The organism is Bacillus sp. JJ1773 (genome assembly GCF_036962035.1).
Taxonomy (GTDB): domain Bacteria; phylum Bacillota; class Bacilli; order Bacillales; family Cytobacillaceae; genus Cytobacillus.
In genome coordinates, this window is the sequence record NZ_JBALNX010000014.1 from 1 (window position 1) to 24,283 (window position 24,283).

Annotated in this window: 21 protein-coding genes and 1 other annotated feature; of the genes, 5 read left to right on the top strand and 16 right to left on the bottom strand. The window is 38.7% G+C overall.

Annotated features, from left to right (window positions below; all coding sequences use genetic code 11):
• Positions 1–163: 163 nt before the first annotated feature.
• Both V7127_RS03515 and V7127_RS03520 read left to right on the top strand, forming a co-directional pair.
• Positions 164–628, top strand: a complete 465-nt coding sequence (locus V7127_RS03515) for a PilW family protein (protein ID WP_335346995.1) — start codon at positions 164–166, stop codon at positions 626–628.
• Between the two features lie 10 nt (positions 629–638).
• Entirely contained in the window at positions 639–1,595 is a 957-nt protein-coding gene (locus V7127_RS03520; protein ID WP_335483572.1) for a hypothetical protein, read from the top strand.
• Between the two features lie 89 nt (positions 1,596–1,684).
• Here the strand turns inward: V7127_RS03520 and V7127_RS03525 are convergent, their stop codons facing one another.
• The 3 genes from V7127_RS03525 to V7127_RS03535 all read right to left on the bottom strand — a co-directional run bounded on the left by V7127_RS03525 (position 1,685) and on the right by V7127_RS03535 (position 7,724).
• Positions 1,685–3,400 (bottom strand): sensor domain-containing diguanylate cyclase, encoded by a 1,716-nt coding sequence (locus V7127_RS03525; protein ID WP_335483574.1) that lies wholly within the window; start codon positions 3,398–3,400, stop codon positions 1,685–1,687.
• A 79-nt stretch (positions 3,401–3,479) separates the two neighbouring features.
• Positions 3,480–4,787 carry a bifunctional folylpolyglutamate synthase/dihydrofolate synthase gene (locus tag V7127_RS03530; protein ID WP_335483576.1) on the bottom strand — a complete coding sequence of 436 codons (1,308 nt, stop codon included), beginning with the start codon at positions 4,785–4,787 and terminating at the stop codon, positions 3,480–3,482.
• 291 nt (positions 4,788–5,078) lie between these two features.
• Positions 5,079–7,724 (bottom strand): valine--tRNA ligase, encoded by a 2,646-nt coding sequence (locus V7127_RS03535; protein WP_335483610.1) that lies wholly within the window; start codon positions 7,722–7,724, stop codon positions 5,079–5,081.
• A gap of 60 nt (positions 7,725–7,784) precedes the next feature.
• Positions 7,785–8,063, bottom strand: a binding site (T-box leader).
• Positions 8,064–8,272: 209 nt separating this feature from the next.
• Here V7127_RS03535 and V7127_RS03540 point away from each other — a divergent pair.
• A complete protein-coding gene (locus V7127_RS03540) occupies positions 8,273–8,464 on the top strand; it encodes a hypothetical protein (protein ID WP_335347000.1) in 192 nt (63 codons plus the stop codon).
• 14 nt (positions 8,465–8,478) lie between these two features.
• On the opposite strand, the gene ysxE is transcribed toward V7127_RS03540, so the two are convergent.
• From ysxE to hemA, 8 genes are all read right to left on the bottom strand, one after another.
• Positions 8,479–9,546 (bottom strand): spore coat protein YsxE, encoded by a 1,068-nt coding sequence (ysxE, locus tag V7127_RS03545; protein ID WP_335347001.1) that lies wholly within the window; start codon positions 9,544–9,546, stop codon positions 8,479–8,481.
• A gap of 108 nt (positions 9,547–9,654) precedes the next feature.
• Positions 9,655–10,764 (bottom strand): stage VI sporulation protein D, encoded by a 1,110-nt coding sequence (gene spoVID, locus V7127_RS03550; RefSeq protein ID WP_335347002.1) that lies wholly within the window; start codon positions 10,762–10,764, stop codon positions 9,655–9,657.
• Between the two features lie 360 nt (positions 10,765–11,124).
• On the bottom strand, positions 11,125–12,414 hold the full coding sequence (hemL, locus tag V7127_RS03555; RefSeq protein ID WP_335483578.1) for a glutamate-1-semialdehyde 2,1-aminomutase: 1,290 nt from the start codon (positions 12,412–12,414) through the stop codon (positions 11,125–11,127).
• A 409-nt stretch (positions 12,415–12,823) separates the two neighbouring features.
• Positions 12,824–13,801 (bottom strand): porphobilinogen synthase, encoded by a 978-nt coding sequence (gene hemB / locus V7127_RS03560; RefSeq protein WP_335347004.1) that lies wholly within the window; start codon positions 13,799–13,801, stop codon positions 12,824–12,826.
• Positions 13,802–13,826: 25 nt separating this feature from the next.
• Entirely contained in the window at positions 13,827–14,621 is a 795-nt protein-coding gene (locus tag V7127_RS03565; protein WP_335483580.1) for a uroporphyrinogen-III synthase, read from the bottom strand.
• Positions 14,618–15,550, bottom strand: a complete 933-nt coding sequence (gene hemC, locus V7127_RS03570; RefSeq protein WP_335483582.1) for a hydroxymethylbilane synthase — start codon at positions 15,548–15,550, stop codon at positions 14,618–14,620. Before hemC ends, V7127_RS03565 begins: the two co-directional genes overlap by 4 nt.
• A 14-nt stretch (positions 15,551–15,564) precedes the next feature.
• Entirely contained in the window at positions 15,565–16,398 is an 834-nt protein-coding gene (locus V7127_RS03575) for a cytochrome c biogenesis protein (protein ID WP_335344293.1), read from the bottom strand.
• A 12-nt stretch (positions 16,399–16,410) separates the two neighbouring features.
• Positions 16,411–17,757, bottom strand: a complete 1,347-nt coding sequence (hemA, locus tag V7127_RS03580) for a glutamyl-tRNA reductase (RefSeq protein ID WP_335483584.1) — start codon at positions 17,755–17,757, stop codon at positions 16,411–16,413.
• A gap of 230 nt (positions 17,758–17,987) precedes the next feature.
• On the opposite strand from hemA, the gene V7127_RS03585 reads away from it, so the two are divergent.
• Positions 17,988–18,473 carry a LiaI-LiaF-like domain-containing protein gene (locus V7127_RS03585; RefSeq protein WP_335483586.1) on the top strand — a complete coding sequence of 162 codons (486 nt, stop codon included), beginning with the start codon at positions 17,988–17,990 and terminating at the stop codon, positions 18,471–18,473.
• Positions 18,474–18,505: 32 nt separating this feature from the next.
• Here V7127_RS03585 and V7127_RS03590 read toward each other — a convergent pair whose 3' ends face one another.
• From V7127_RS03590 to lon, 5 genes are all read right to left on the bottom strand, one after another.
• On the bottom strand, positions 18,506–19,243 hold the full coding sequence (locus V7127_RS03590; RefSeq protein ID WP_335483588.1) for an amino acid ABC transporter ATP-binding protein: 738 nt from the start codon (positions 19,241–19,243) through the stop codon (positions 18,506–18,508).
• Between the two features lie 15 nt (positions 19,244–19,258).
• A complete protein-coding gene (locus tag V7127_RS03595; RefSeq protein WP_335483590.1) occupies positions 19,259–19,906 on the bottom strand; it encodes an amino acid ABC transporter permease in 648 nt (215 codons plus the stop codon).
• A gap of 60 nt (positions 19,907–19,966) precedes the next feature.
• Positions 19,967–20,749 (bottom strand): transporter substrate-binding domain-containing protein, encoded by a 783-nt coding sequence (locus V7127_RS03600; protein ID WP_335483592.1) that lies wholly within the window; start codon positions 20,747–20,749, stop codon positions 19,967–19,969.
• 237 nt (positions 20,750–20,986) lie between these two features.
• On the bottom strand, positions 20,987–21,568 hold the full coding sequence (yihA, locus tag V7127_RS03605) for a ribosome biogenesis GTP-binding protein YihA/YsxC (protein ID WP_335483594.1): 582 nt from the start codon (positions 21,566–21,568) through the stop codon (positions 20,987–20,989).
• A complete protein-coding gene (gene lon, locus V7127_RS03610) occupies positions 21,565–23,892 on the bottom strand; it encodes an endopeptidase La (RefSeq protein ID WP_335483596.1) in 2,328 nt (775 codons plus the stop codon). Before lon ends, yihA begins: the two co-directional genes overlap by 4 nt.
• A gap of 206 nt (positions 23,893–24,098) precedes the next feature.
• On the opposite strand from lon, the gene V7127_RS03615 reads away from it, so the two are divergent.
• The coding region (locus V7127_RS03615) for a hypothetical protein (RefSeq protein WP_335483598.1) at positions 24,099–24,283 on the top strand (185 nt) is incomplete at its 3' end.

The window sequence follows — 24,283 nt, forward strand, 5'->3', positions numbered from 1 at the left end:
GAACTATATTAAATCAAGATATTAAATCCAATTTTAAGATAACCATGGAATTTAATAAAAAAAGAGAATTTAATAATTTAATACAAGTAAAGATAATTGTAAGAAATCCAGAGAATAATAAAGATGAAGCTGTAACCTATACATATATAAGAGGTGCAGAATAGTGAAAATAAATTCTGAAAAAGGGTTAACCTTAATTGAATTACTAGCAACATTGACAATTTCAATTATTATTTTAGGTTCTATATATGGTGTTCTTGTAAGTGTAAATAAGAATTATAAAAACTTATCCGAAAAAAACTTATTACGGCAAGAAGCAAATTTAATAGTAACTACTATAAAAAAAACCTATCTAGCAAACTCCGTTTTTATATTAAAGTCTTACCAGGGATCGGGCTTTATCGGATTAAATGAAAGTGAACCACTTAATTATCTAACAAATCAAAATATCAAAATAACTAGTTTTTTTGCATGTAACGAGGAGATTATAGATGCAAACAGGAACAAATGTGAAATAAAGAATGAGGCTAAAAATATTACAACATTTGAACCACTATACTTAAAAATTACACTTTCTAACGATATTGGACAGACTTATGAAATTAATACTATGATTAATAAGTATTAGGAGTGGGATTATGAAAAATGAGAAAGGCTCATCACTTATTGTAGTACTTCTCATCATTACTTTAATTTCAGTTTTTTCTCTTGTTATTATGAGTTCCACCGTAAATTCACGGATACACATTAATAATACAGAAAAAATAAACGTATCAACTGATATAGCTGAGATGGGAATAACGCACTATGATACCTTATTTACTAATTCTCTACATAATGCCTATAATGTGTCAGAAAACCTAACCAAATTATATGAAGATAGTAAGATTTACGAGACAATTAACAATAAAAAAACTGAGCGAAAACCAACACAGGAAGAAATTATTAAATACTTTAATGACAGATTTTGTGAAAACTTATTGGAAGGGAATCCTATAGTTAAGGAAGTATATTCTGGCAAGTTTTCGGTTGAAAATTATGAGTACAATATTAAAGTTTCTGAAGCACCTAGTGTAGGAGAATGTCAATCTAATAATAGTTTATTAATTGTTTTTACTAGTGAAGTTAAAAGTGATTCTAAAACTACAATTTTAACAGGGGAAATAACTGTTAATAAAGATAGTATCGGTCAGTCTATCGGAGAAAACTCCATACCTAAAAATACGATGGTAGTAACTAACTCTATAAAAGGTAAAAGTTTAACTTATAGTGATTCAGTAATATTTGAAAAGGCTGTAACTTTAATTGGAAACGGGAAAATAGATATAGGAGGAACAGCATTCTTTAAAGATAAATTAGTAATACTTGGATCAAAGGCAATAATTAATATCGATGGAGACGCTTACTTTTTTCAGTTAAATAAGAATAAAAATAAAGAGCTTGAAGATTTTAAAAAGCACAAGTTTTGCATTCGGGGAAATGCTTATATAATCGATGGATCAAACTTTATTCCTTTTGAAATTCCAAACCCATGTTCAAATTCACCTTTAGGAAAATGGAACGTTGATAATAAAACCTTTTCTGTTGAATATTAATGTAGGAATACACACCTAATCTCTACTTTCGTTTTTAATTATTGAATAATATTAAATAAGGCAGGGAACCTATTGTGCGAGGTCCCTGCCTATTTCACATACTCCGCCACTCGATTCCTCCCCGCTCGTTTCGCCCCGACATATAAAGCCCGATCCGCGTGGCGAATGAGTGCTAGGGGTTCGTCTGCGTCTTGAGGGGCAGCGGCGACCCCGATGGAGGCGGTGATATGGACTTGCTGGATTTTTTCGTTTTTACCGATATGGTGTTCGAGGGTAAAAATATAGTCTGCGATTGTTTGTCTTACATGTTCAGCTATTTTGACAGCATTGCTTTTTTCTACATTTGGAAGAAGGATGACGAATTCTTCTCCCCCGTAACGTGCAATTGTACCTCTTTGCCCAATTAGGTCTGTTAAAAGATTGGCAAGCTGGTACAGAATTTCATTCCCGCTTTGATGACCATACATATCGTTTACCGATTTGAAATGGTCAATATCTAGGATAATCAGAGAGATTACTTCTCTTTCCTGATTTTTCAACTTTTCGAATTCGAAGCTAAGAAGATTTTCAAAGTAACGATAATTGTATAGCTTTGTTAAGGCACAGCGTTCACTTTGTGCTTTTGTTTTTTCATAATTTCTTGCATTTTCGAGTGCTATAGCAAAGTGGGAGCATAGTATATCGACAATCATGAGCTGGGATTTTTCATAAGCCCTTTTTGTAGAGGATGCAAGAAAGAGAACTCCAATGACCTCACTATTTCGGATAATCGGCACACTTAAAACACTTTCTACCTTTTCTGGCATATAGCCTTTCACAATACCCTTCCATTCTTTTTGGGAGTTGAAAAGCGCTGCGCTTTTTTGTTCCCAGACGAGACCACTAATCCCTTCATTCTTCCGAAGCGGCTCAATCGCTGAAAATTTTTTTTCTCCCTTTTCAACCTGACGAATTAAATGTAATTCTTCATTATCAATAATATCGAGAATGTAAGCATAATCGACAGGCAGCATTTCTGTCAGCTTCTGAATAAATAAATCCAGGACGGCATCTACATTTAATCTTTCCGCTAGCTGATGGCCGATCTCCGTAGCATTGTGCAATAATTCATTGATTTTTTTACTAGAGTAATAAAGATTCAAAATAATCGAAAGGCTCGCAAATGGAATTCCGACAAAAATAAGTGCAACTAGTCCCAATTCTTTATATAGAATAAAAAGTACAAAACCCATCGGGAAAGTAATAATTGTTGTAACAGTTTCCCAAATAAAATCAATTCCAAATGTCTCCCGTTTCCCATTATAAAGAACCAAATTAATGATCCAAATAAAGAAATGATTGAAAACATAATAGAGAATCGGATAAATAGGGATCAGCAAAAAAGAATGATCCATGTCCGCCAATCTTACACCAGAGCTGCCGCCAAGCACGTAATAAATTGCACCGCTCAGGAAAGAAACGAACATAAACATAAGTGAATTTAAAGGAATCCGAAAAAATTGTTCTTTTGTTAATTTAACTCTTATGAATAAAACTATTATCGTTAACTGAAGTATAATCAATTCAACAAACAAGCCAAATGTTAAAAATACAGCCCAGGCGACCCACTGTATTAAAAAAATAGGTGATCCGTTAATAATCATTGGAGTTGCTGCTACAAAGAACGCAAGAATTAGAAAAACGAAAATGTCAATTCCGTCACCAGCTATATGAGGCGGGTATAACTGATAGATTAGCCATAAGCTTGGTGGGAAAATGAAGAGCCACAGCCCCCAAATTACCTTTTTCTTTATAGCACTTATCACTTACACCCCTCCTCTTTATCGGTTTATAGGAAAATAGTAACAAGAACATCTTATCAAATTTTCAAAAAAATGTCACATATCAATTTTTTAATATTTTTGCTAGAAAAGGCTTCATTTCCGATAAAAAGTATAGAGAGCCTGTTATAGCAAGAATTTCATTATCCTGCAATGAACTAATATTTTTTTCAATGGCTTCTTTCCAATCAGGATTAAAGTCCTTATTCATATTTCCGCTTAATTCAAATAACTCCTTTGCTTTAGCCGCCCGTGGATAGTCAAATTCAACAAAGGTAATTTTGTCAGCAATTGTATCTAGATTCTCAATCATTTTATCTAGCTTTTTATCGGCAAGGGCTGTAAAGATGAGGTTTATTTTTTTATCGCTAAAACGATTTTTCAACTCATTTGTAAATGCAGCGATCCCTTCCTCATTATGAGCTCCATCAATGACAATAGCAGGGTCTTTAGACATGATTTCGAATCTTCCTGGCCAATAAGCCTTTTTTAACCCGCTATAAAGATGCTCGTCCTCGATTAAAAAGGAATAAAGTTTATTTAATACTTCTGCTGCCATAACGGCTAATGCAGCATTTTCTGTCTGATGTTTACCCGCCATTGATATTTCGAGATTTCCCCATACCTTAAACGGCGTTTTTTGCGTAAATACTTCTCCAGTTTGAGTTGAAGTGTGATCTTTAATGGCAATCTCGTTTCCAAGTGAATAGACTGGAGCTTTCATCTCTGCTGCTTTTTCGAGGATTACTTCTAGAGCTTCCTCCTGCTTAACAGCTGTGATCACACTTACACCTGGTTTAATAATTCCTGCTTTTTCAAAAGCAATCTCCGCATGTGTGTCTCCGAGTATGCCGGTATGGTCAAGACCTATATTTGTGATAATGGAAAGTATCGGTAAAATAATGTTGGTAGAATCAAATCTGCCGCCAAGGCCAACTTCAAAAAGCACAATATCTACCGGATTTACTCGTCCAAAATATTGAAAAGCCATAGCAGTAATAATTTCAAATTCGGTTGGACCGCCGAGCTCTGTTTCCTCTAACTCAAGGGAAAGAGGATAGATATCATTAGCCAATCTAATAATTTCTTCATCGCTAACCGGCAGTCCATTGAGCGATATTCTTTCATTAAATTGTTCGAAATACGGTGAAGTGAACGTTCCAACCACATAACCAGCATCCTGGAGTATTGAGCGCAGATACGTAACCGTTGACCCTTTGCCGTTAGTTCCGCCTATATGTACCGATTTCACCCTTCTCTCTGGGTGATCCAGTTTTTCCATCATCCATTCCATTCTTTTGAGCCCTGGCTTCACTCCAAGTCTTAGCCTAGAGTGAATCCAAGAAACAGCCTCTTCATAAGTTGTGAACATGATTACTGCCTCCTAACGCTGAAACACTAAGTATGTCTTTTTTATTAATAATAACTAGTTTTATTACTTTTTGGGTGAGTTTTCAAAAATTTAGATCACTTAATGTGTAAATAGGTTGGTTATTTCTATCAATTTATCTCTAGATTGAAGGGATATCCGCTAGTTGGTACATATTTCCGCCACTTTGGCCTGTATATCCGCCACCTCAGCTCATATATCCGCAACTAATAATAATTCTTAAATAGCACGAGGAAGACGAACCCAAACAATTGGATTCGCCTTCAACCAAATTTATTCCCCTTTTAATTCTTTAATGCGTGCTTCTACGGCTGCTCTCTTTTCGCTGTAGTCCTGCATTTTTGCTTTCTCTTCTTCAATTACCTTTTCCGGAGCTTTTTTGATAAAGCCTTCATTGCTGAGTTTCTTTTGAACTCGCTCCACTTCTTTATCAAACTTCTCCCATTCCTTCTGGAGACGGGCTACTTCTTCCTCAATATTGATTAACCCTTCAAGCGGAAGAATAATTTCTGCACCTGTAACGATAGAAGTCATAGCCTTCTCAGGTGTTTCTACTTCAATCGCAACAGTTAGCTCTTCTGGATTACAGAAGCGTTCAATGTATCCACGGTTATTTTCAAGAGTTTTTAGAACAGTCTCGTCTTTAGCCTTTAAAATCATTTTGATTTTTTTGCTTAGCGGTGTGTTTACTTCTGCACGGCTGTTACGAACAGAACGAATGATTTCTACTAAGAGCTTCATTTCGCCTGCAGCCTGATGATCTGTAAATTCGGCAATTACTTTTGGCCATTCCGCAACTGTAATGGATTCCCCTGCGTGAGGAAGGTTTTGCCAAATTTCTTCTGTGATAAACGGCATGAACGGATGCAATAGACGCATCGTATTATCTAAAACATAAGCTAATATAGAACGAGTTGTTTTCTTAGCTGCTTCGTCTTCACCGTATAGCGGAAGCTTCGCCATTTCAATATACCAGTCACAGAAATCATCCCAAATAAAGTTGTATAGTATGCGGCCAACTTCTCCGAATTCATAACGGTCGGACAATCTTGTCACCGTTTCAATCGTTTCATTTAACCTTGTTAAAATCCATTTATCAGCAACCGATTTTTCTCCCGTTAAATCAATTTCTTCGTATGTTAATCCATCCATATTCATTAAAGCAAAACGGGATGCGTTCCAAATCTTGTTCGCAAAATTCCATGTTGCTTCAACCTTTTCCATACCGAAACGTAAATCATGGCCTGGAGAGCTTCCTGTTGATAAGAAATAACGTAGAGAATCAGCTCCATACTTATCAATTACATCCATTGGGTCTACACCGTTGCCAAGGGATTTACTCATTTTGCGTCCTTCCGCATCGCGAACGAGACCATGGATTAATACGTCTTTAAACGGTCTTTGCTCTGTAAATTCAAGCCCTTGGAATATCATCCGAGAAACCCAGAAGAAAATAATATCATAGCCTGTTACGAGACAAGCAGTTGGGTAGTAACGCTTGAAATCCGCTGATTCAGTATCTGGCCAGCCCATTGTAGAGAATGGCCATAATGCTGAGCTAAACCATGTATCTAAAACATCTTTATCCTGTTCCCAGTTTTCAACATCTTCTGGAGCTTCATGTGCTACATACACTTCACCAGTTTCTTTATGGTACCAGGCTGGGATCCGATGTCCCCACCAAAGCTGACGAGAAATACACCAGTCGCGAATATTTTCCATCCAGCGCAGATAGGTATTTTCAAATCTATCCGGAACGAAATTTACTTTTTCTTCCTTTGATTGTAGGGCTACGGCCTTATCTGCTAATGGCTGCATTTTTACGAACCATTGAGTTGATAAATATGGCTCGACAACAGCACCGCTGCGCTCAGAGTGGCCAACTGAATGCATATGCTCTTCAATTTTGAATAATACCCCTTGCTCCTGCAGATCTTTAACAATTTGCTTACGGCATTCGAAACGGTCCATATCCTTATACTTTCCGGCTTTTTCATTCATTGTGCCGTCTTCATTCATAACAAGAACTCGTTCAAGATTATGGCGATTTCCGATTTCAAAGTCATTAGGGTCATGTGCCGGCGTAATTTTTACTGCTCCTGAACCAAATTCCATATCAACATAATCATCGCCAACAATTGGAATCTCACGTCCAACAATCGGAAGCTTAACTGTTTTCCCAATTAAGTGCTTATAACGATCATCTTCAGGATGAACAGCTACTGCTGTATCACCTAACATCGTTTCAGGACGTGTTGTTGCAATTTCAATATGTCCTGTGCCATCAGTAAGTGGGTATCTCATATGGTAAAATGCACCCTGAACATCCTTATGGATAACCTCGATATCTGATAAAGCTGTTTTGGTAGAAGGGTCCCAGTTGATAATATATTCGCCCCGGTAAATTAACCCTTTATTATATAAGCTGACAAATACTTCACGAACGGCCTTTGATAAGCCTTCATCAAGTGTAAAACGCTCACGGGAATAATCTAGGCCCAGTCCAAGCTTAGACCATTGCTGGCGGATATGGCTAGCGTATTCCTCTTTCCATTTCCAGGTTTCTTCTACAAATTTTTCACGGCCTAAGTCATAACGGCTTTTTCCTTCACTGCGAAGCTTTTCCTCTACTTTTGCCTGAGTAGCAATCCCCGCGTGGTCCATCCCTGGCAGCCATAAAACATCATAGCCCTGCATTCGCTTCATGCGTGTCAAAATGTCTTGAAGAGTCGTATCCCATGCGTGACCTAAATGAAGCCTTCCTGTAACGTTTGGAGGCGGAATAACGATCGTATACGGCTCTTTATTCGCATCGTCCTTTGCCTCGAAAAATTTCCCCTTTAGCCACCATTCATAGCGTCCCTGTTCAATTGATTGAGGGTCATATTTGGTCGGCATCGTTAATTCCTTCGTTTCCATCTCATTCATTCCTTTCGATTACATCAATTATCCTAAAAAAACAAAAAACCCCATTCGCCGTAAAAGGACGAATGGAGTTTGCTTCGCGGTACCACCTTTTTTTCAATCAACAATAGAAAAGCAGTGGCGACCTTACCGAAACGCGCCTGCAATCTAAAAAATTGATTGACTCTTAACTAGATAACGGATTTCCCGTCTCTCACTACTCGAATTTGCATCCTTTCGCGAAAGAAGCTCAAGGGCGACCTTCCAACGGAACTGCTTAGAAAACCTTTCAGCTAATAGTTTTCCTCTCTAAAAGCAATCAGCCATCGTACTCTTCCCTATCCACGCTGTTCATTTATTATATTCAATATAGTACCTAATAAATAGGATTGACGTCAATCATTATTCCCTTTTTATCAATATATTATACAAATGGACACCATTGGTGCCTTAAAGCATGATCAATTTTTCATTTGAGCGGTTCAGATTGTTCCAAATTTAAAGCACGATCATTGGGGATGACACATAATATGAAATGAGAAAAGTTGGAAAGGGGCATGTAAATGAGAAGAAAGTATAATCCTTATACACTGCCGCCGTGGTTAAAAACAATTAGAGGGGCTTGCTCCCAGTTTATTATTCCATTTTGCTGCTTTCAAGGAATACGAGTCATTATTTTTCCAACTACCTTTGACGTGCTTTTCCTTGCTGTCTTAATTTTAATTGCTGTCGCTCTACGCCTTGAGCTATTATAGGGCCCAAAATCTATTTAATTTTGGGCTCCTTCTTGTTTTGCTGCTGCTGCTGCCTCTGCCTGCGCTTTTGCCTCCTGTTTTTGTCTCTCGATCTCTTCCATCCTCATCAATACATATTCTGTATTTTTAATCTGCCAGTATTGTCTTTGATAGTGCAGAAGAATCTTTCGTTCATGATGGCTATAAGGATTTTTGTAATATTTCTCGGCTGCACGAATAACCGCACCTGGATGGGCAAAATAGCTTTGAAACAGTAGCAATTCATCCTCTTTTAAAGGGAAGTATTTCAAATACGTATAAATCCACTCAATACATTCCTCTGATCTCTTTGGATAGGTTTTCAACGTTCGTGACAAATAGGGCAGCAGGTCATGTAGGGGGGAACCTTGCTTAGCACGTTCAAAGTTTGTGAAATAACCATAGCCTTTGTCATCATATAAAAAATGGTCTGCTGAGATTTTCCCATGAACGGTTACAATTCGGGCCTTATCATGATCCTTCGTTTTTTCATGCCACTCTTTAAGCTTTTTAATAGAAAAATCTAAAGCCTGTTGCATTTCGTTATAGGAAAGAACAAACATTAATTCAAAGGGGGACAAATAGTCTCTTTGTTCACAAGCTTCCATAAATCCTTCCAAAAACTCCTGTTCCTTTTCCCTTTCTAATAGTGTTTTTTCAAAATGTTCGGTTCTGTCTTCTTTACTAATCTTTAATTCAGATGCTGATAAAGTATGAAGTCTTGCAAGTTCACGAAAGAGCTGATGGTTGCGTTCATGGCTTAATTCTTTTGCTTCATTCATCATCCAGGGCATGAGGTAGTAAAGTTCATTTTCATGTAATACAGCATACCTTCCATCTAATGTTGGAAAGACAGGCACGATTCGATTATAGCCCTTTTGATATAGATTTTGGATGTGCTTGACAAAATCTCCCCCATCTCTAGGGTCAATTTTTTTTAAGGCAAACACACCTTTATTTGAATAGATTTTTTGAATCCTACCCATTTCTTCGACAAAATGCGGTTCAATTGCATAATGTTTTAATATCGGATATACGTTCTGTAATCGATTCTTCTCTTTCATAAGAATCACCTGCCTTTATAAAAAAGCGTATACGCCAAAGTGCTTGAGCTAGACAAATAGAAAAACTGAGCAGGTGAATAGTTACCTGCCCAGCCTATTATTTAGAAATTATTTGTGGGCAACAGCAACTGGGATATAAAGGACCTGCCCCTCATATATATCCTGACTAATTTCCAAATGATTCACACTGAGTAACCGTTGAACAGGAATTTCATATCTTTCGGCAATGATATCGATCGTATCACCTAGCTGAACGATACACACCTTTAGCCTAGCAACATCGTCCTCTGACTTCCGAGCAAAAAATTCAGTTAAAGACATGCTTTTCTTTTTCGTTGGCTTTTTCTTCTTTTTATCTGCTACTTCTTTTTCGGCAGCAGCTTTTTTGGCTAAATGATCAGAAGATTCGTCACTGCTGGATTCCTGATCAATTTCTATTTCGACTACCTGAAGAGTACTTTCTTCCAAATTCGGCATTGAATAGATTTCTTCAGCGGAAGGAGGTTTTTGTTCACCTCTTTGTGCCGAAAATGAGACCTCCGGCAGTATTTCAATCTTTTCCTCAACAGCCTCTAACTGAACTTTCTCATTCCTTACTGCCACTTCAGGCTGTTTTTTCGCTTCAGCCTCAAATGGAACAAAGATCGTTTTGTCTTCCTTTTCTGTGAAAGGCTCTCTATCCTCAACTGTTTCATCCTCTATATCCCAGTTTAATTCAGGCGTTGCTACTTCTATATGATAAGCAGGCTCCTTATCCTCAACGTCTGTTCTTTGGGGAGCATGCTGCTGTTCCCCGTACAAACCTGAGATCGTCAAATTCGCTGTTAACTTCATACAGCTTCTTTCAGGAAAAACATAATCAAAAGATTCGACTAATACATCAATATTATGAACACTTTCAATTCTATTTCTTGGTATCGTTATGTCTACTGGGAAGAAGTGAGTGAATTCACATACTCCTTCATCTCTTTCTTCTACTACTTGAATAAATTTCGGAGCTGTAAAGGTATCCTCATATTCTATTTCTGCTGTCTCGTACCGTTTATATTCACCTGATAACTCGAGTGCTCCTTGAATCGTTACATATTGATCATTTTCTTGAATAAGAATATCGGGATCAAGTGAAATTGAAATTAATTCAGATACTTCCTGTCCTTTTTGAAACCATACAGATTCCTCTAAAGAAAATCGTAAAGACGATGGGTTTCCTTGAGACAAAGCGACTCCTCCTTTCATACCCTTCACGTTTAATCACTATGTCATTTACACTTTATGAGAATGATAATTTTTTTATGATTGAAAATAACACAGCTCGGCAAAAAATTTACAAAAAAAAACACCCATCTATAAAGATGAGTGTAGTAAGTAAAATTATCGCAGATTAACGGGCAGTAAGCCCCCATTATTACAATATTAGTCCTTATATTAAGTGTTAACGGAGCAACTGCCCGTAAAAGCCCGATTATTGGAATACAAACTAAGAACGCCACGTCCTGTGGCAACGTCTGTGTGACCCACATCCTGTAGGCCGCAACTAACAATCAGTGGGAAAATGCCCCCACTGATTGAAGTTTCACTTTATCCTTTGAGCTTTGAAAATGCAATTTCTGCTGCTTGGAGTGTTTTTTCGATATCTTCATCACTATGTTCAGTGGATAAGAATAGACCTTCAAATTGGGAAGGAGGAAGGAATACTCCTTGATTAGCCATTTCCCGATAATAGGATGCAAAATAATCCAGGTTCGAGGATTTGGCTTTATCGTAGTTAATGACATCTTCATTTGTAAAGAAGAAACCAATCATCGAGCCAGCACGATTGAAAGTATGAGGGATTTCATATTTTTCTGCTGCAGCTTTTATACCAGCTTCTAATAAATCCCCTTTACGCTGGAATTCTTTATATGAATCTGGAGTAAGCTGACTCAATGTTTCATAGCCAGCCGTCATGGCTAATGGATTTCCAGACAAGGTTCCTGCCTGATAAATAGGACCGCTTGGTGCAATTTGCTCCATAATTTCAGCCTTTCCGCCATATGCGCCAACAGGAAGTCCCCCGCCGATTACTTTGCCTAGACAAGTGATATCTGGAGTAACATTGAAATAGCCTTGAGCACAATTGTAATCAACACGGAAGCCTGTCATAACCTCGTCAAAGATTAAAAGTGCGCCATATTGAGATGTAATTTCTCTTAAACCCTCTAGGAAGCCAGGAAGAGGCGGAACAACTCCCATGTTTCCAGCTACAGGCTCGGCGATAATACAGGCAATATCTTCTCCAAATTGTTCAAAAGCGTATTTAACACTTTCTAAATCGTTATAAGGAACAGTAATCGTATTTTTAGCCACACCTTCTGGTACACCTGGGCTATCTGGAAGTCCAAGTGTAGCGACTCCAGATCCTGCTTTAATAAGCAAGGAATCGCCATGTCCGTGATAGCAGCCTTCAAATTTCAAAATTTTGTTTCGCCCCGTATAGCCTCGTGCGAGCCTTAAAGCACTCATTGTTGCTTCTGTACCAGAGGAGACCATACGTACGACTTCAATAGAAGGTACTCTCTCCTGAACAAGCTTGGCCAGATCATTTTCTTGAACGGTTGGTGCACCGAAGCTAGTTCCCATTTCAGCTACCTTCTTTATTGCCTCAACAACACGATCATTCGAATGCCCTAGAATTAAAGGCCCCCATGATAAAACATAGTCAATATATTCATTGCCATCGATATCATAAATTTTGGAACCCTTTCCTCTTTCCATGAAAATCGGATCCATTTTAACTGATTTGAAGGCACGCACAGGTGAGTTAACCCCACCAGGCATCAATCTGCTTGCTTCTTTAAAAGCCTGAATAGATTTTTCGTAAGAGCGCATTTAATCCCTCTTCTCGTTTTAATGTTTTTCTAAAGACGGTTTAAGTATAATTTTTAAGGCTGAAGGGTGTTTTAAAGTCCCTTTAATTACCTTCTGAACTATTTTTCAATGCAGAATGGCGTTATAAAGCCTCTTTAACTACCTTCAGATCTGTTTTCTGGCACTGAAGGGCGTTATAAAGCCTCTTTAACTACCTTCAGATCTGTTTTCTGGCACTGAAGGGGGTTATAAAGCCCCTTTAACTACCATCTGAACTGTTTTCCTGCACTAAATGGCGTTTTAAAGCCCTCTTAACGCCCTTCTGACCTGTTTTCCTGCACTAAATGGCGTTTAAAAGCCCTCTTAACGCCCTTCTGACCTTTTTCCTGCACTGAAGGGCTTTATTAAGCCAGCTCATCAGGTTTTACAACTACTGGTTCCGCAGCCATCTAGCCGCGTCTTTAGCGTGATACGTAATAATTAAATCACAGCCGGCACGCTTCATTCCAACTAGCATTTCCATGACAATTCGCTCTTCATCAATCCAGCCATTTTGTGAGGCTGCTTTCACCATGGAATATTCCCCGCTCACATTATAAATAACGAGTGGAAGATTAATATTATTTTTCACATCTCGGACGATATCGAGATACGGCATTCCAGGCTTCACAATGATGAAATCAGCGCCTTCCATTAAATCAGATTCTGCTTCACGTAAAGCTTCCATACGGTTTGCCGGATCCATTTGGTAAGCTTTACGATCGCCAAACTGAGGTGTACTGTCAGCTGCATCACGGAACGGACCATAGAAGGCTGAAGCATATTTAACGGCATAAGACATAATAGGTATATTTTCAAAGCCAGCTTCATCCAAGCCTGCACGAATTGCAGCGACAAATCCATCCATCATATTAGATGGAGCAATTATATCGGCACCTGCTTTTGCCTGACTGACAGCCGTTTGTACTAATAGGTCAAGTGAAGGATCATTTAATACTTGTCCATTCTCAATCACACCGCAATGCCCATGGCTTGTGTACTCACAAAGACAAGTATCGGCAATAACAATGACATCCGGGAACTTATCCTTAATAAATCTAGTGGCTTCTTGAACAATCCCATGATCATGATACGCTTGGTTGCCGCATTCATCTTTTTCAATGGGAATCCCGAAAAGGAGGACGGATTTAATTCCTAATGATACAACCTCATTCATTTCTTCTTCAAGATGATCTAATGATAAATTATAAATTCCAGGCATAGAGGAAATTTCTCTTTTAATATCCTGTCCTTCAGCAACAAAAATCGGATAAATTAAATCATCAGTACTTAAATGGTTTTCACGGACTAAAGCTCTCATGTTTGGACTTTGGCGAAGTCTTCTATGTCTCGTAAATTGGATATCCATTAGGCTCACTCCTATTTTTGAAAAATTACTTTTTCATATTTAAATATTCAATAATACTTTCTAGCATATGATCAGTTGTATAGATTGCCGGCTCACAGTGGACATTTAGTCCGTATGATATAATTCTATCCTTTGTAATCGGGCCAATACAGCTAATTATACTATTTTCTAGCCGATGAAAAAGCTGGCTTTCCTTCATCACTCTCATAAAATGATCAACAGTTGAGGGACTTGTAAAGGCAAGGATATCTATTATTCCTTCCGAAAATGCCTCTACTATTTTCACTCTGCTTTCATCAGGAAAGAAAGTGTCATACATGATAATCTCGTCAACATTTGCGCCCTTTTCCGTTAAGGCCGTATAAATAATATTTCTAGCAAGTTTCCCTTTAGGGATTAAAATGTTCATCCCCGCCTTCACAAGCGGCAAGAAATCCTTAACAAACCCTTCCGCAACATACTCCCTTGGGATAAAATCCACCTTTATTCCCGCGTGCAGCAGGTAGGCTTCTGTTTTTTTTCCAATGGCTGCGATTTTGGGCAACTTCATTTTTTCAGGAGAGTCGATAAAAGAAAGAAAGGTCTCAACCGTGACATTGCTCGTAAAAACAATCCAATCATACGTATGTAACTGATGAAGAATCTTCATAATCTCATCAGAAATATCTACAGGCTTAAAGGCGATAAGAGGGATTTCAACAGGAATTCCTCCATAACCTTTAACTAAACTTGAAAAGGTTTTCGCCTGCTCCTTCCCTCTAGGAACGAGAACCGACATTCCCTTAAGAGGAAGGGCTATGCCCTCGCCTCCACCGGTCATTCGCGATCCAGCTCCTCTTTCACCTGATCGATTAAATCTTTAGCTCCCTGATTAATTAAGAGATTAGCCGCTTCAACTCCGACCTCCTCAGGGTCTAAGCCTTTCACTTGTTCTGAGTAGATCACTTTTCCATCAGGAGAGCCGACTAGGCAGGTTAGCACAATTTCTTCTCCAGTAAGCTCTGCAAAGCCAGCGATTGGCACCTGGCAGCCTCCCTCCATTTTGTGAAGGAATGCTCTCTCTGCTCGAACGGTTGCATCTGTTTTCTTGCATGTAAATTTATCTAATAAACCGCGAAGTTCTTCATCATCACTGCGGCATTCGATAGAAAGTGCCCCTTGCCCAATAGCAGGCAAACAAATATCTGGGTCTAACAATTCTGTCACGACATCACTTGCCCAACCTAGTCTCTTTAAACCCGCGGCAGCGAGAATAATCGCATCGTATTCATCTGTTTCTAGCTTGGCAAGTCTCGTATCAATATTTCCTCTAATCCATTTAATTTCTAAATCCGGACGGCGCGCAAGCAGCTGTGCCCCTCTGCGTAAACTGCTCGTTCCAATTACAGCCCCTGGTTTAAGATCTGATAAACGAACATGGTCTTTTGAAATAAGCGCATCCCGATGATCTTCTCTTTCAGGAATACTGCCGATTATTAACCCTTCAGGCAGAACTGCCGGCATATCCTTCATACTGTGGACAGCCATATCAATTTCTTTATCCAGCATAGCCTGCTCGATTTCTTTCACAAACAAGCCCTTACCGCCGACCTTTGAAAGCGTCACATCTAAAATGCGATCGCCTTTTGTAACAATTTCCTTCACTTCGAAATCAAAGGTTGGATCAATCGCCTTCAATTGATCGATTACCCAATTTGTTTGTGTTAATGCAAGTTTACTTCTGCGAGAACCTACGATAATTTTTCTCATGACAGCCTCCTAATTTACGAATACCAGAAATGGAAAGATGATAATGAACCGAATAGAAAGAAGTTAATTAAGACAATTAGAAAGGATGCAATATTCCATAATGCTAATTGCTTCCCGGCAAGCCCTTTGCCTACTTTTAAATAAAGATAAATACTGTATGCAGCGATAACCACAAAAGAACCGACCACTTTAGAATCGTACCAAATCATATCTGGTACCTTAATATAGGCCCACTGAATACCCAGGATTAAGCTTATCATCAACATGGGAACTCCAATTACATTTAATACATATGAGGTTTTGTCCAGCTTCGATAAATCTGCAACCCTTAATAGCCTTGGGCCCCATTTCTTTCTTTTCAACAGATCATACTGAATTAAATATAATACGGAAAATACAAAAGACAAGGAAAATGCCCCATATGACAAAATCGCAACAGTAATGTGTATAAATAGTAATTCAGAAATGAGCTTTTGAGCCATCACATTTGATTCATACTGAATAGGGGCAAAAGTGTGAATGGCCATAATGATAAATCCAATTACATTTGTAAAAAAGACAATAAAGTCTACCCTAAGAAAACGGTTTAATGCTAATGACAAAGTAATGAGCACCCAGGCATAAAAATATAATCCTTCAAAAATCGTCAGTACGGGAAATCTGCCTGTTTTCATCATATACAAAAAGAGAAAGACCGTTTGCAAAAGCCATACAAATGCAAGTAACCAGAAGGCAATACGGTTTGCCTTCCGGTTATGATGTAAGAAATCAATAAAGTATAATAAGACACTCAAGGCATACAGAACGACAGTAGCTTCATGCAGCCGTGTCATATAAATATCGATCATACTCAAGTACTCCTACGATTGAAAGGAAGCCTGTGACATATGAGCGATAGAGTTTTGTGATTCGGCTGTTTGTGTCATTTTCCGCTCAGAAACAAGTTCTTCTATATTGAAAATTTTCATAAATAAATCTAATGCCTTTTCAGCATCCTTACCTCCGGCCAATTCCTTCGCCTGTAAAATAGGATCCTTTAACAGCTGATTAATAATACTCTTTGTATGTTTATTCAGTACCTTTTTGTCACGATCACTTAAATTAGGCATCTTTCTTTCAATACTTTCCATTGTTTCAGCCTGAATCGCTAATGCCTTTTCCCTTAAAGCAGAGATAACGGGAACGACACCAAGCAAATTCAGCCATTGTTTAAATTCAATAATTTCCTGCTCAATCATGAGCTGAATGGTTTCTGCTGCCTTCTTACGTTCCTGCAGATTTGCTTCAACAATTCCTTCAAGGTCATCTATATCATATAAGAAGACAGTATCTAATTCAGCGAGGGCAGGGTCCAAATCACGGGGCACAGCGATGTCTACCATGAATAATGGTTTTCCTTTTCGCAATTTTTCAACAGCTGTCATCATTTCCTTCGTGACAACGAATCCCTTTGCTCCAGTAGAACTAATAAGAATGTCCGCTTCAATTAAAGAGCATTGGAGCTCTTGAAGAGTTTTCGCATTGCCTGCATAACGAACAGCTAAATCCTGTGCTTTTTCAAATGTACGATTGATGACGGTTACCTTGCTTGCACCGTTTGCATGCAGATTTTGGATAGCAAGCTCGCCCATTTTACCGGCGCCCAAAATAAGCACATGCTTATTCTCTAAAGAACCAAATATCTTTTTTGCCAACTCTACAGCAGCATAGCTAACTGAAACGGCATTGGCTCCGATTTCTGTTTCAGAATGAGCCCGTTTAGCTAACGTAACAGCTTGTTTAAATAATTGATTAAACACAGTTCCAATCGTATTATCATCCTGTGCCTGCAGAAAGCTTGTCCGAACCTGTCCTAAAATTTGGGTCTCTCCAAGAATCATGGAATTCAGCCCGCAGGAGACATTGAATAAATGTTCGATAGCCCCTTCCTGCTCATAAATAAACAAATAAGGAGAAAATTCTTCTTTTTCTATCTTAAACCACTCTGATAAAAATTCTTTAATATAGTAACGGCCTGTATGAATCTGATCAACAACCGCGTAGATTTCAGTCCGATTACAAGTAGACACAATCACATTCTCAAGGATGCTTTTTTTATCCTTTAACGTTTTCATAGCATCTGGTAATTGAGAAGGGTTAAACGTCAATCTTTCCCGAATTTCAACAGGGGCCGTTTTATAATTTAGACCAACAACTACTATATGCATTTAAATTGACACCCCCAAATTAATTGCACAATACTATTCTAATTGTAGCACTTATTTCCTTCATATTTATGCGAAAATGTGAACAGATCTTGAACTCCTATGGTAAAATATTCATTGAATTGGATCGTGCACAAATTATGTTTATATGTTTTTTCGACAAAATACTCCCTTATGTACATTATCAAAAATTGGATATAGATTCAAGTGAACCTTATTGGAAGGGTGTAAATATGAAAAATCAGAGAATTTTTCCTGGTATTATCCTAATTGGCTTTGGAGCATACTTCTTTCTTCAACAATCAAATATCACTCTTTTTCAGCCTTTTTTTACATGGCCTAGCCTTTTAATCATTATTGGGATCGCATTTTTATTTCAAGGCTATGGAGCGAAGGATTATCATTCCATCTTACCAGGTGTCATCCTGACGGGGTTCGGCTTGCATTTCCATGTCGTGAATCGTCTTGAAATTTGGCCGGATCATATCGGAACATTCATTTTAATTATTGCTTTAGGCTTTTTACTTCAGCACCAAAAAACAAGAACCGGTTTATTTCAAGGAATTTTATTTTTAGTTCTTGCTTCCTTGCTCCTATTTTACGACCGGATTATTCTATGGTTTGGTTTATTGGAAAACGGAGTTTCAACCGCCTGGAAGTTTTGGCCAGCCATCTTTATTCTTGCGGGTATTTACTTTCTGTTTTTTAAAAAGAAATAGAGGACAAGGTTATTATTCCCTGTCCTCCGTGTTTATAATACCGAATCTAAGAAGTGTTTTGTACGGGTTTCCTTTGGATGAGAGAATAATTCCTTCGGATGTCCAACTTCGACAATACGGCCTTCATGCATATAGACGACCCAATCAGCAACCTCTCTGGCAAAGCCCATTTCGTGTGTAACGACAACCATTGTCATTCCCTCTTCAGCCAGCTCCTTCATTGTGGCAAGTACCTCGCCAACAAGCTCGGGATCTAAGGCAGAGGTAGGCTCATCAAATAGCATGATTTCAGGTTTCATAGCTAATGCCCTTGCTATGGCAACCCGCTGTTTTTGTCCGCCAGACAGCTTGGATGGGTACACATTTTCCTTATCTGAAAGACCTACTTTTTTCAATAATGCTTTTCCTTCGGCTGTAGCTTGCTCTTTAGATAGCTTTTTTACATAAATGGGAGCCTCAATAACGTTTTCGAGTACCGTTTTATGTGGGAATAAATTAAAATGCTGAAATACCATCCCAACTCGTGATCGAACCTTATTGAGATCATGTGTTTCTTTTTCAATTTGTTCGCCGTTAATTACGATTAACCCACTATCCTTAAATTCCAAAAAATTGATGCATCGAAGTAGTGTGCTTTTCCCTGAGCCGCTTGCGCCTATTAAACAAACCACTTCACTTTGCTTAACCGTCATATTAATATCTTTTAATACGTGCAAATCTCCAAATGATTTATTTAGCATGTCAACTTTTATCATGACTGTACCGCTCATATTATAACTCCTTTCTTAATCGCTGCTAGCCATTCTTTTTTCGATTAACCTGACAATAATGGAGAAGAATAGGACTAATACTAAATAGTAAACAGCTACAATGAGCAAATAGCTCATATAGTCATATTTAATTGAGCCTTGAGTAGTAGCTACATTAAACAGCTCGTACATTCCAATAAAAGATGCAAGTGAGGAATCCTTTAAGGCAATAATAAATTGATTTCCTAGGGGCGGAAGTGCCCTGCGAATGGCTTGTGGAAGAATAATCCTCCTCATCGCTAAAGAAACTGTCATACCAAGAGAACGTCCTGCCTCCATTTGTCCATGATCGACTGACTGGATCGCCCCTCGGAAAATTTCAGCAATATAAGCACCGTTATGAAAGGCTAGTCCAAGAACAACAGCCCAGAAGTCTGGCATATTGATTGAGGTTAAACCAAAGTAAAAAATAAAGATTTGCACAACGAGCGGCGTTCCCCGTACGAGAAAAATATAAGCATCCGCCACTAATCCTAATACCTTCACCTTTGAAATCTTTAAAAAGGCAAAAAAGAGGCCGATAAATATAGCGATAAAAATGGAAATAATCGTGAGTTGGAAGGTAAGTACCATTCCTTTTAAGAAAATCGGGTATGTGGCCATGAATTTTGTGTATAAATCCATAGGCTTTCCTCCTTTACTTTTATTAATAAATAGAGGATGACTAAGTCATCCTCTATTTGCTTATTCCTTCTCAGGGTCTTTCGTAATATCTTCACCGATGTACTTTTTACTGATTTCCGTCAATGTTCCGTTCTCATGTAATTTTTCCAGCGCTTCATTAATTTTTTTCAGAAGCTCCTCGTTTTCTTTCGCAACAGCTATTGCTTGTTCACTTTTTCCTAGCAATTCTTTTCCAACAATATTCATTCCAGCACCAATTGCCTCTTTGCCCGTAATAAAATCAGTGATGACTGCATCATGCTTCCCTTTACTTAATGCTTCAAGCGCCACGACATCGCTATCGTAAAATTTAATATTATCTGTTACAGGCTGTGCGACATCTGCATAAGTAGTACCTTTAGCTACAGCAATTTCTAATCCTTTTAAATCATCAATTGTTTCAACTGTACTATCAGGACGGACATAGATTTGCGGTCCAGAATAGTAGTATGGAATCGAGAAATTTACGGCTTCTAACCGCTCTTCCGTGATTGTATGACTAGCAACCGCTGCATCAAATCGGCCAGATTTAACCCCTTCAACGATGCCTCCGAACTTAAACTTTTTCTGTACAGGCTCTAACCCAAGTTCTTTTGCTACTGCTTCTCCTACCTCAATGTCAAAACCGCTCATCGTTCCATCCGCATTCGTCACACTAAAGGGATTAAATTCACCTGATGATGCATAAATAAACTTTCCTTTCTCGACAAGCTTAAAGCCCTCATTCGCTGCTTCCTTTGACCCACAGGCAGCAAGAACAATAATAGAAATGAATAAAAGTAATCCCTTTCCAAAATGCTTCACTATTAGAAAGTCCCCTTTCTTCTTCTCTCAAATTTTTTCTAATTACCTAAACATATGATAAGAGTTCTTTTAAGATTCATATTTTCTGCTAAATGTTTTCGTGATTGCTTCTAGCAGACTAAAAAATTAATACTTTTATACCGGCAATTTCTCTATTACTATAATAAAGATTGATATATTTCATTCTTATAGCAAAACAAAAAAAATCCCGGTGCATTTCTGCATCGGGATTGAAGCTTATATATAGCTTAGAAGCACAGACCACGCTTCATCCTTCCCTTGTCCCGTTTCGGACGAAAAGAGGATTAAAGGATCATTCGGATCGAGGTCCAGTGTTTCTTTCGTTATTTTTATATGCTTTTGCCATTTCGATTTCGGAACTTTATCGGCCTTTGTAGCGATAATGACACATGGGATTTCGTAATGCTTTAGGAAATTATACATCATGATATCATCCTGACTTGGGGGATGACGCAAATCAACTATTTGCACGACAGCTTTTAGCTGCTCTCTTGATGTTAAATAAGTTTCAATCATTTTGCCCCAGGCTTCACGTTCTTTTTTAGAAACTTTAGCGTAGCCATAACCAGGTACATCGACAAAATGTAACATCTCATTAATCAGGAAAAAATTTAATGTTTGTGTTTTCCCAGGCTTTGATGAGGTTCTAGCCAACGCTTTTCGATTTAACATTTTGTTAATAAACGAAGATTTCCCAACATTGGACCTGCCTGCTAAAGCAAACTCGGGTAAAGCCTCATCCGGATATTGGTCAGGCTTTACCGCACTAATAACGATATCTGCTGAATTTACCTTCATGCTTCTGCACCCCCAGTCAATGCATGCATTAGCACTTCATCTACATGGGAGACTAGAACAAATTCCAACTCGTCTCGGACACTCTCAGGTATATCATCAATATCCTTTTCATTGTCCTTTGGAAGAATAATTTTCGTTAGACCCGCTCGATGAGCACTAAGTGTTTTTTCTTTAACGCCGCCAATTGGCAGGACACGCCCACGCAATGTAATCTCCCCAGTCATGCCTATTTCTTTGCGGATTCGCTTACCAGAAAGTGCAGACACTAATGCAGTTGTAATCGTAATACCTGCAGATGGACCATCCTTAGGGACGGCTCCCTCTGGAACGTGAATGTGAATATCATACTTTTCATGGAAGTCCTTTTCAATCCCTAACTCACTTGCTTTGGAACGAACATAGCTAAATGCCGCTTGAGCCGACTCCTTCATGACATCCCCAAGCTTACCTGTGAGGACAAGCTTACCTTTACCTGGAGAAAGAGACACTTCAATTTGCAGTGTATCCCCGCCAACCGTTGTATAAGCAAGTCCTGTTGCCACACCCACTTGATCCTCAAGCTCAGCTTGCCCATAGCGAAAAATCGGCTTTCCTAGGAAGTCTTCCACATTTTTTTCGGAAATAATAACCTTTTTCTTTTCACCTGAGACAATAATCTTCGCTGTTTTCCGGCATATCGTTGCCAGCTGTCTTTCAAGTCCACGTACACCCGCTTCTCTTGTGTAATAGCGAACGACCTTTTGAATTCCGTCCTCGCGGATTTGAAGCTGAGATTTTGTAAGACCATGCTCCTTTATTTGTTTCGGTAAAAGATGATCTTTTGCAATATGATTTTTCTCTAGCTCTGTATAGCCAGCAATTGTAATAATCTCCATCCGGTCTCTAAGCGGCCCAGGTATAGTCGCTAAATTATTCGCTGTTGCGATAAACATGACTTTTGAAAGATCGTATGTTTCCTCAATGTAATGGTCACTAAAATTTTGGTTTTGTTCAGGGTCTAAAACTTCAAGCATAGCTGAAGACGGATCTCCCCGGAAGTCACTTGACATCTTATCAATTTCATCAAGTAAAAATACTGGATTAATTGTCCCGGCTTTCTTCATTCCTTGAATAATACGGCCTGGCATAGCACCTACGTACGTTCTTCGATGGCCCCGAATTTCAGATTCATCGCGAACACCGCCTAGTGAAACTCGGACAAAATTTCGGTTGAGTGATGTAGCAATGGAACGTGCCAGGCTTGTTTTTCCTACTCCAGGGGGTCCTGCCAGACAAAGAATTGGCCCTTTTAATGAATTCGTCAGCTTTTGAACAGCTAAGTATTCCAGAACACGTTCTTTCACCTTTTCAAGACCGTAATGGTCATTATTTAAAATGCGTTCTGCTTTATGAATATCTAAATCATCGTCTGTTGCCTTGCTCCATGGCAACGAAATCAGCCATTCAATGTAATTTCGAATAACGCCGCTTTCCGCAGAACTTGAAGGGATTTTTTCATAACGATCAAGTTCCTTTAATGCGGTTGCTTGAACATGCTCTGGCATGCCGGCTTTTTCAATTTTTTCAGTAAGGTCGGCAACCTCGCCTGTCTTTCCTTCTTTATCTCCAAGCTCTTTCTGGATAGCCTTCATTTGTTCGCGCAAATAATATTCCTTCTGTGTGCGTTCCATTGATTTCTTTACTCGCTGCCCAATTTTCTTTTCTAAATTTAATACTTCTTTTTCATTATGAATGATTTCAATAACTTGATTCATCCGGTCTTTGACATCAAAGGTTTCTAATATGTCCTGCTTTTCCTTTAGCTTTAAAGGTAAATGGGATGCAATGATATCCGCCATGCGCCCAGGCTCTTCAATATCTGAAACAGCAGAATACGTTTCTGCCGATACTTTTTTCGATACCTTTATGTATTGTTCAAAGTAATCCAGCATAGTCCTCATTAAAGCTTGATCTTCTGTATCCTTTGTCGTTTCCTCTTCGAATACTTCTATTTTGACTGCGTAGTGGTTAGGGTCATCCTTAAATTCAAGAATTTGCGCCCTTTTTAACCCTTCTACTAAAACCCGGATTGTCCCATTAGGAAGTTTAAGCATTTGCTTGACACGTGTTAATGTTCCAATTTGGTATAAATCCTCTTCAGCGGGTTCATCTATCGATATTTCTTTTTGCGTAGACAAGAAAATTAAATGATCATCTACCATCGCTTTTTCAAGGGCTTGCACCGACTTTTCACGGCCAACATCTAAGTGCAGGACCATCGTAGGATAAACAAGCAGACCCCTTAGCGGCAGGAGGGGGACGATAATTTCTTTCTTTTTCGCCATAACCTAGGAAGCACCTCCAAAATACATATCTTCATTAGCCTTAAATTGCTAATATTTTCTTTGTACAATTCTAACTTATTTATGTGTAAGTGTCTAATTTGAAAAGCGCTAGCGCTGTTCATAGAAATCTCGGATGGACATTTCATGACTCAGTTTAGGTCAAAGAGTCCGTCCAACGGAGCTGGATGGACTTTTCATGCGTCATCTTGGATAAAAGTTTCCGTCCAACGGGGGTGGATGGACTTTTCATGACTCAGCTTGGGTCAAAGTGTCCGTCCAGCGGGGCTGGATGGACTTTTCATGCGTCAAATTGGATCAAAGTATCCTTCCAACGGGGCTGGATGGACTTTTCACACGTCAGCTTGGATCAAAGTGTCCGTCCAGCGGGGCT

What these genes read in the sequence shown, in the direction of transcription:
- lon (WP_335483596.1), bottom strand. Translation starts at nt 23,892, where the DNA reads ATGGCGAAAAAGAAAGAAATTATCGTCCCCCTCCTGCCGCTAAGGGGT.
- V7127_RS03565 (WP_335483580.1), bottom strand. Translation starts at nt 14,621, where the DNA reads ATGACCGGTGGAGGCGAGGGCATAGCCCTTCCTCTTAAGGGAATGTCG.
- hemA (WP_335483584.1), bottom strand. Translation starts at nt 17,757, where the DNA reads ATGCATATAGTAGTTGTTGGTCTAAATTATAAAACGGCCCCTGTTGAA.
- V7127_RS03540 (WP_335347000.1), top strand. Translation starts at nt 8,273, where the DNA reads ATGAGAAGAAAGTATAATCCTTATACACTGCCGCCGTGGTTAAAAACA.
- V7127_RS03585 (WP_335483586.1), top strand. Translation starts at nt 17,988, where the DNA reads ATGAAAAATCAGAGAATTTTTCCTGGTATTATCCTAATTGGCTTTGGA.
- V7127_RS03520 (WP_335483572.1), top strand. Translation starts at nt 639, where the DNA reads ATGAAAAATGAGAAAGGCTCATCACTTATTGTAGTACTTCTCATCATT.
- V7127_RS03535 (WP_335483610.1), bottom strand. Translation starts at nt 7,724, where the DNA reads ATGGAAACGAAGGAATTAACGATGCCGACCAAATATGACCCTCAATCA.
- hemC (WP_335483582.1), bottom strand. Translation starts at nt 15,550, where the DNA reads ATGAGAAAAATTATCGTAGGTTCTCGCAGAAGTAAACTTGCATTAACA.
- yihA (WP_335483594.1), bottom strand. Translation starts at nt 21,568, where the DNA reads ATGAAGGTAAATTCAGCAGATATCGTTATTAGTGCGGTAAAGCCTGAC.
- ysxE (WP_335347001.1), bottom strand. Translation starts at nt 9,546, where the DNA reads ATGAAAGAGAAGAATCGATTACAGAACGTATATCCGATATTAAAACAT.
- V7127_RS03575 (WP_335344293.1), bottom strand. Translation starts at nt 16,398, where the DNA reads ATGATCGATATTTATATGACACGGCTGCATGAAGCTACTGTCGTTCTG.
- hemB (WP_335347004.1), bottom strand. Translation starts at nt 13,801, where the DNA reads ATGGATATCCAATTTACGAGACATAGAAGACTTCGCCAAAGTCCAAAC.
- V7127_RS03595 (WP_335483590.1), bottom strand. Translation starts at nt 19,906, where the DNA reads ATGGATTTATACACAAAATTCATGGCCACATACCCGATTTTCTTAAAA.
- hemL (WP_335483578.1), bottom strand. Translation starts at nt 12,414, where the DNA reads ATGCGCTCTTACGAAAAATCTATTCAGGCTTTTAAAGAAGCAAGCAGA.
- V7127_RS03530 (WP_335483576.1), bottom strand. Translation starts at nt 4,787, where the DNA reads ATGTTCACAACTTATGAAGAGGCTGTTTCTTGGATTCACTCTAGGCTA.
- V7127_RS03590 (WP_335483588.1), bottom strand. Translation starts at nt 19,243, where the DNA reads ATGAGCGGTACAGTCATGATAAAAGTTGACATGCTAAATAAATCATTT.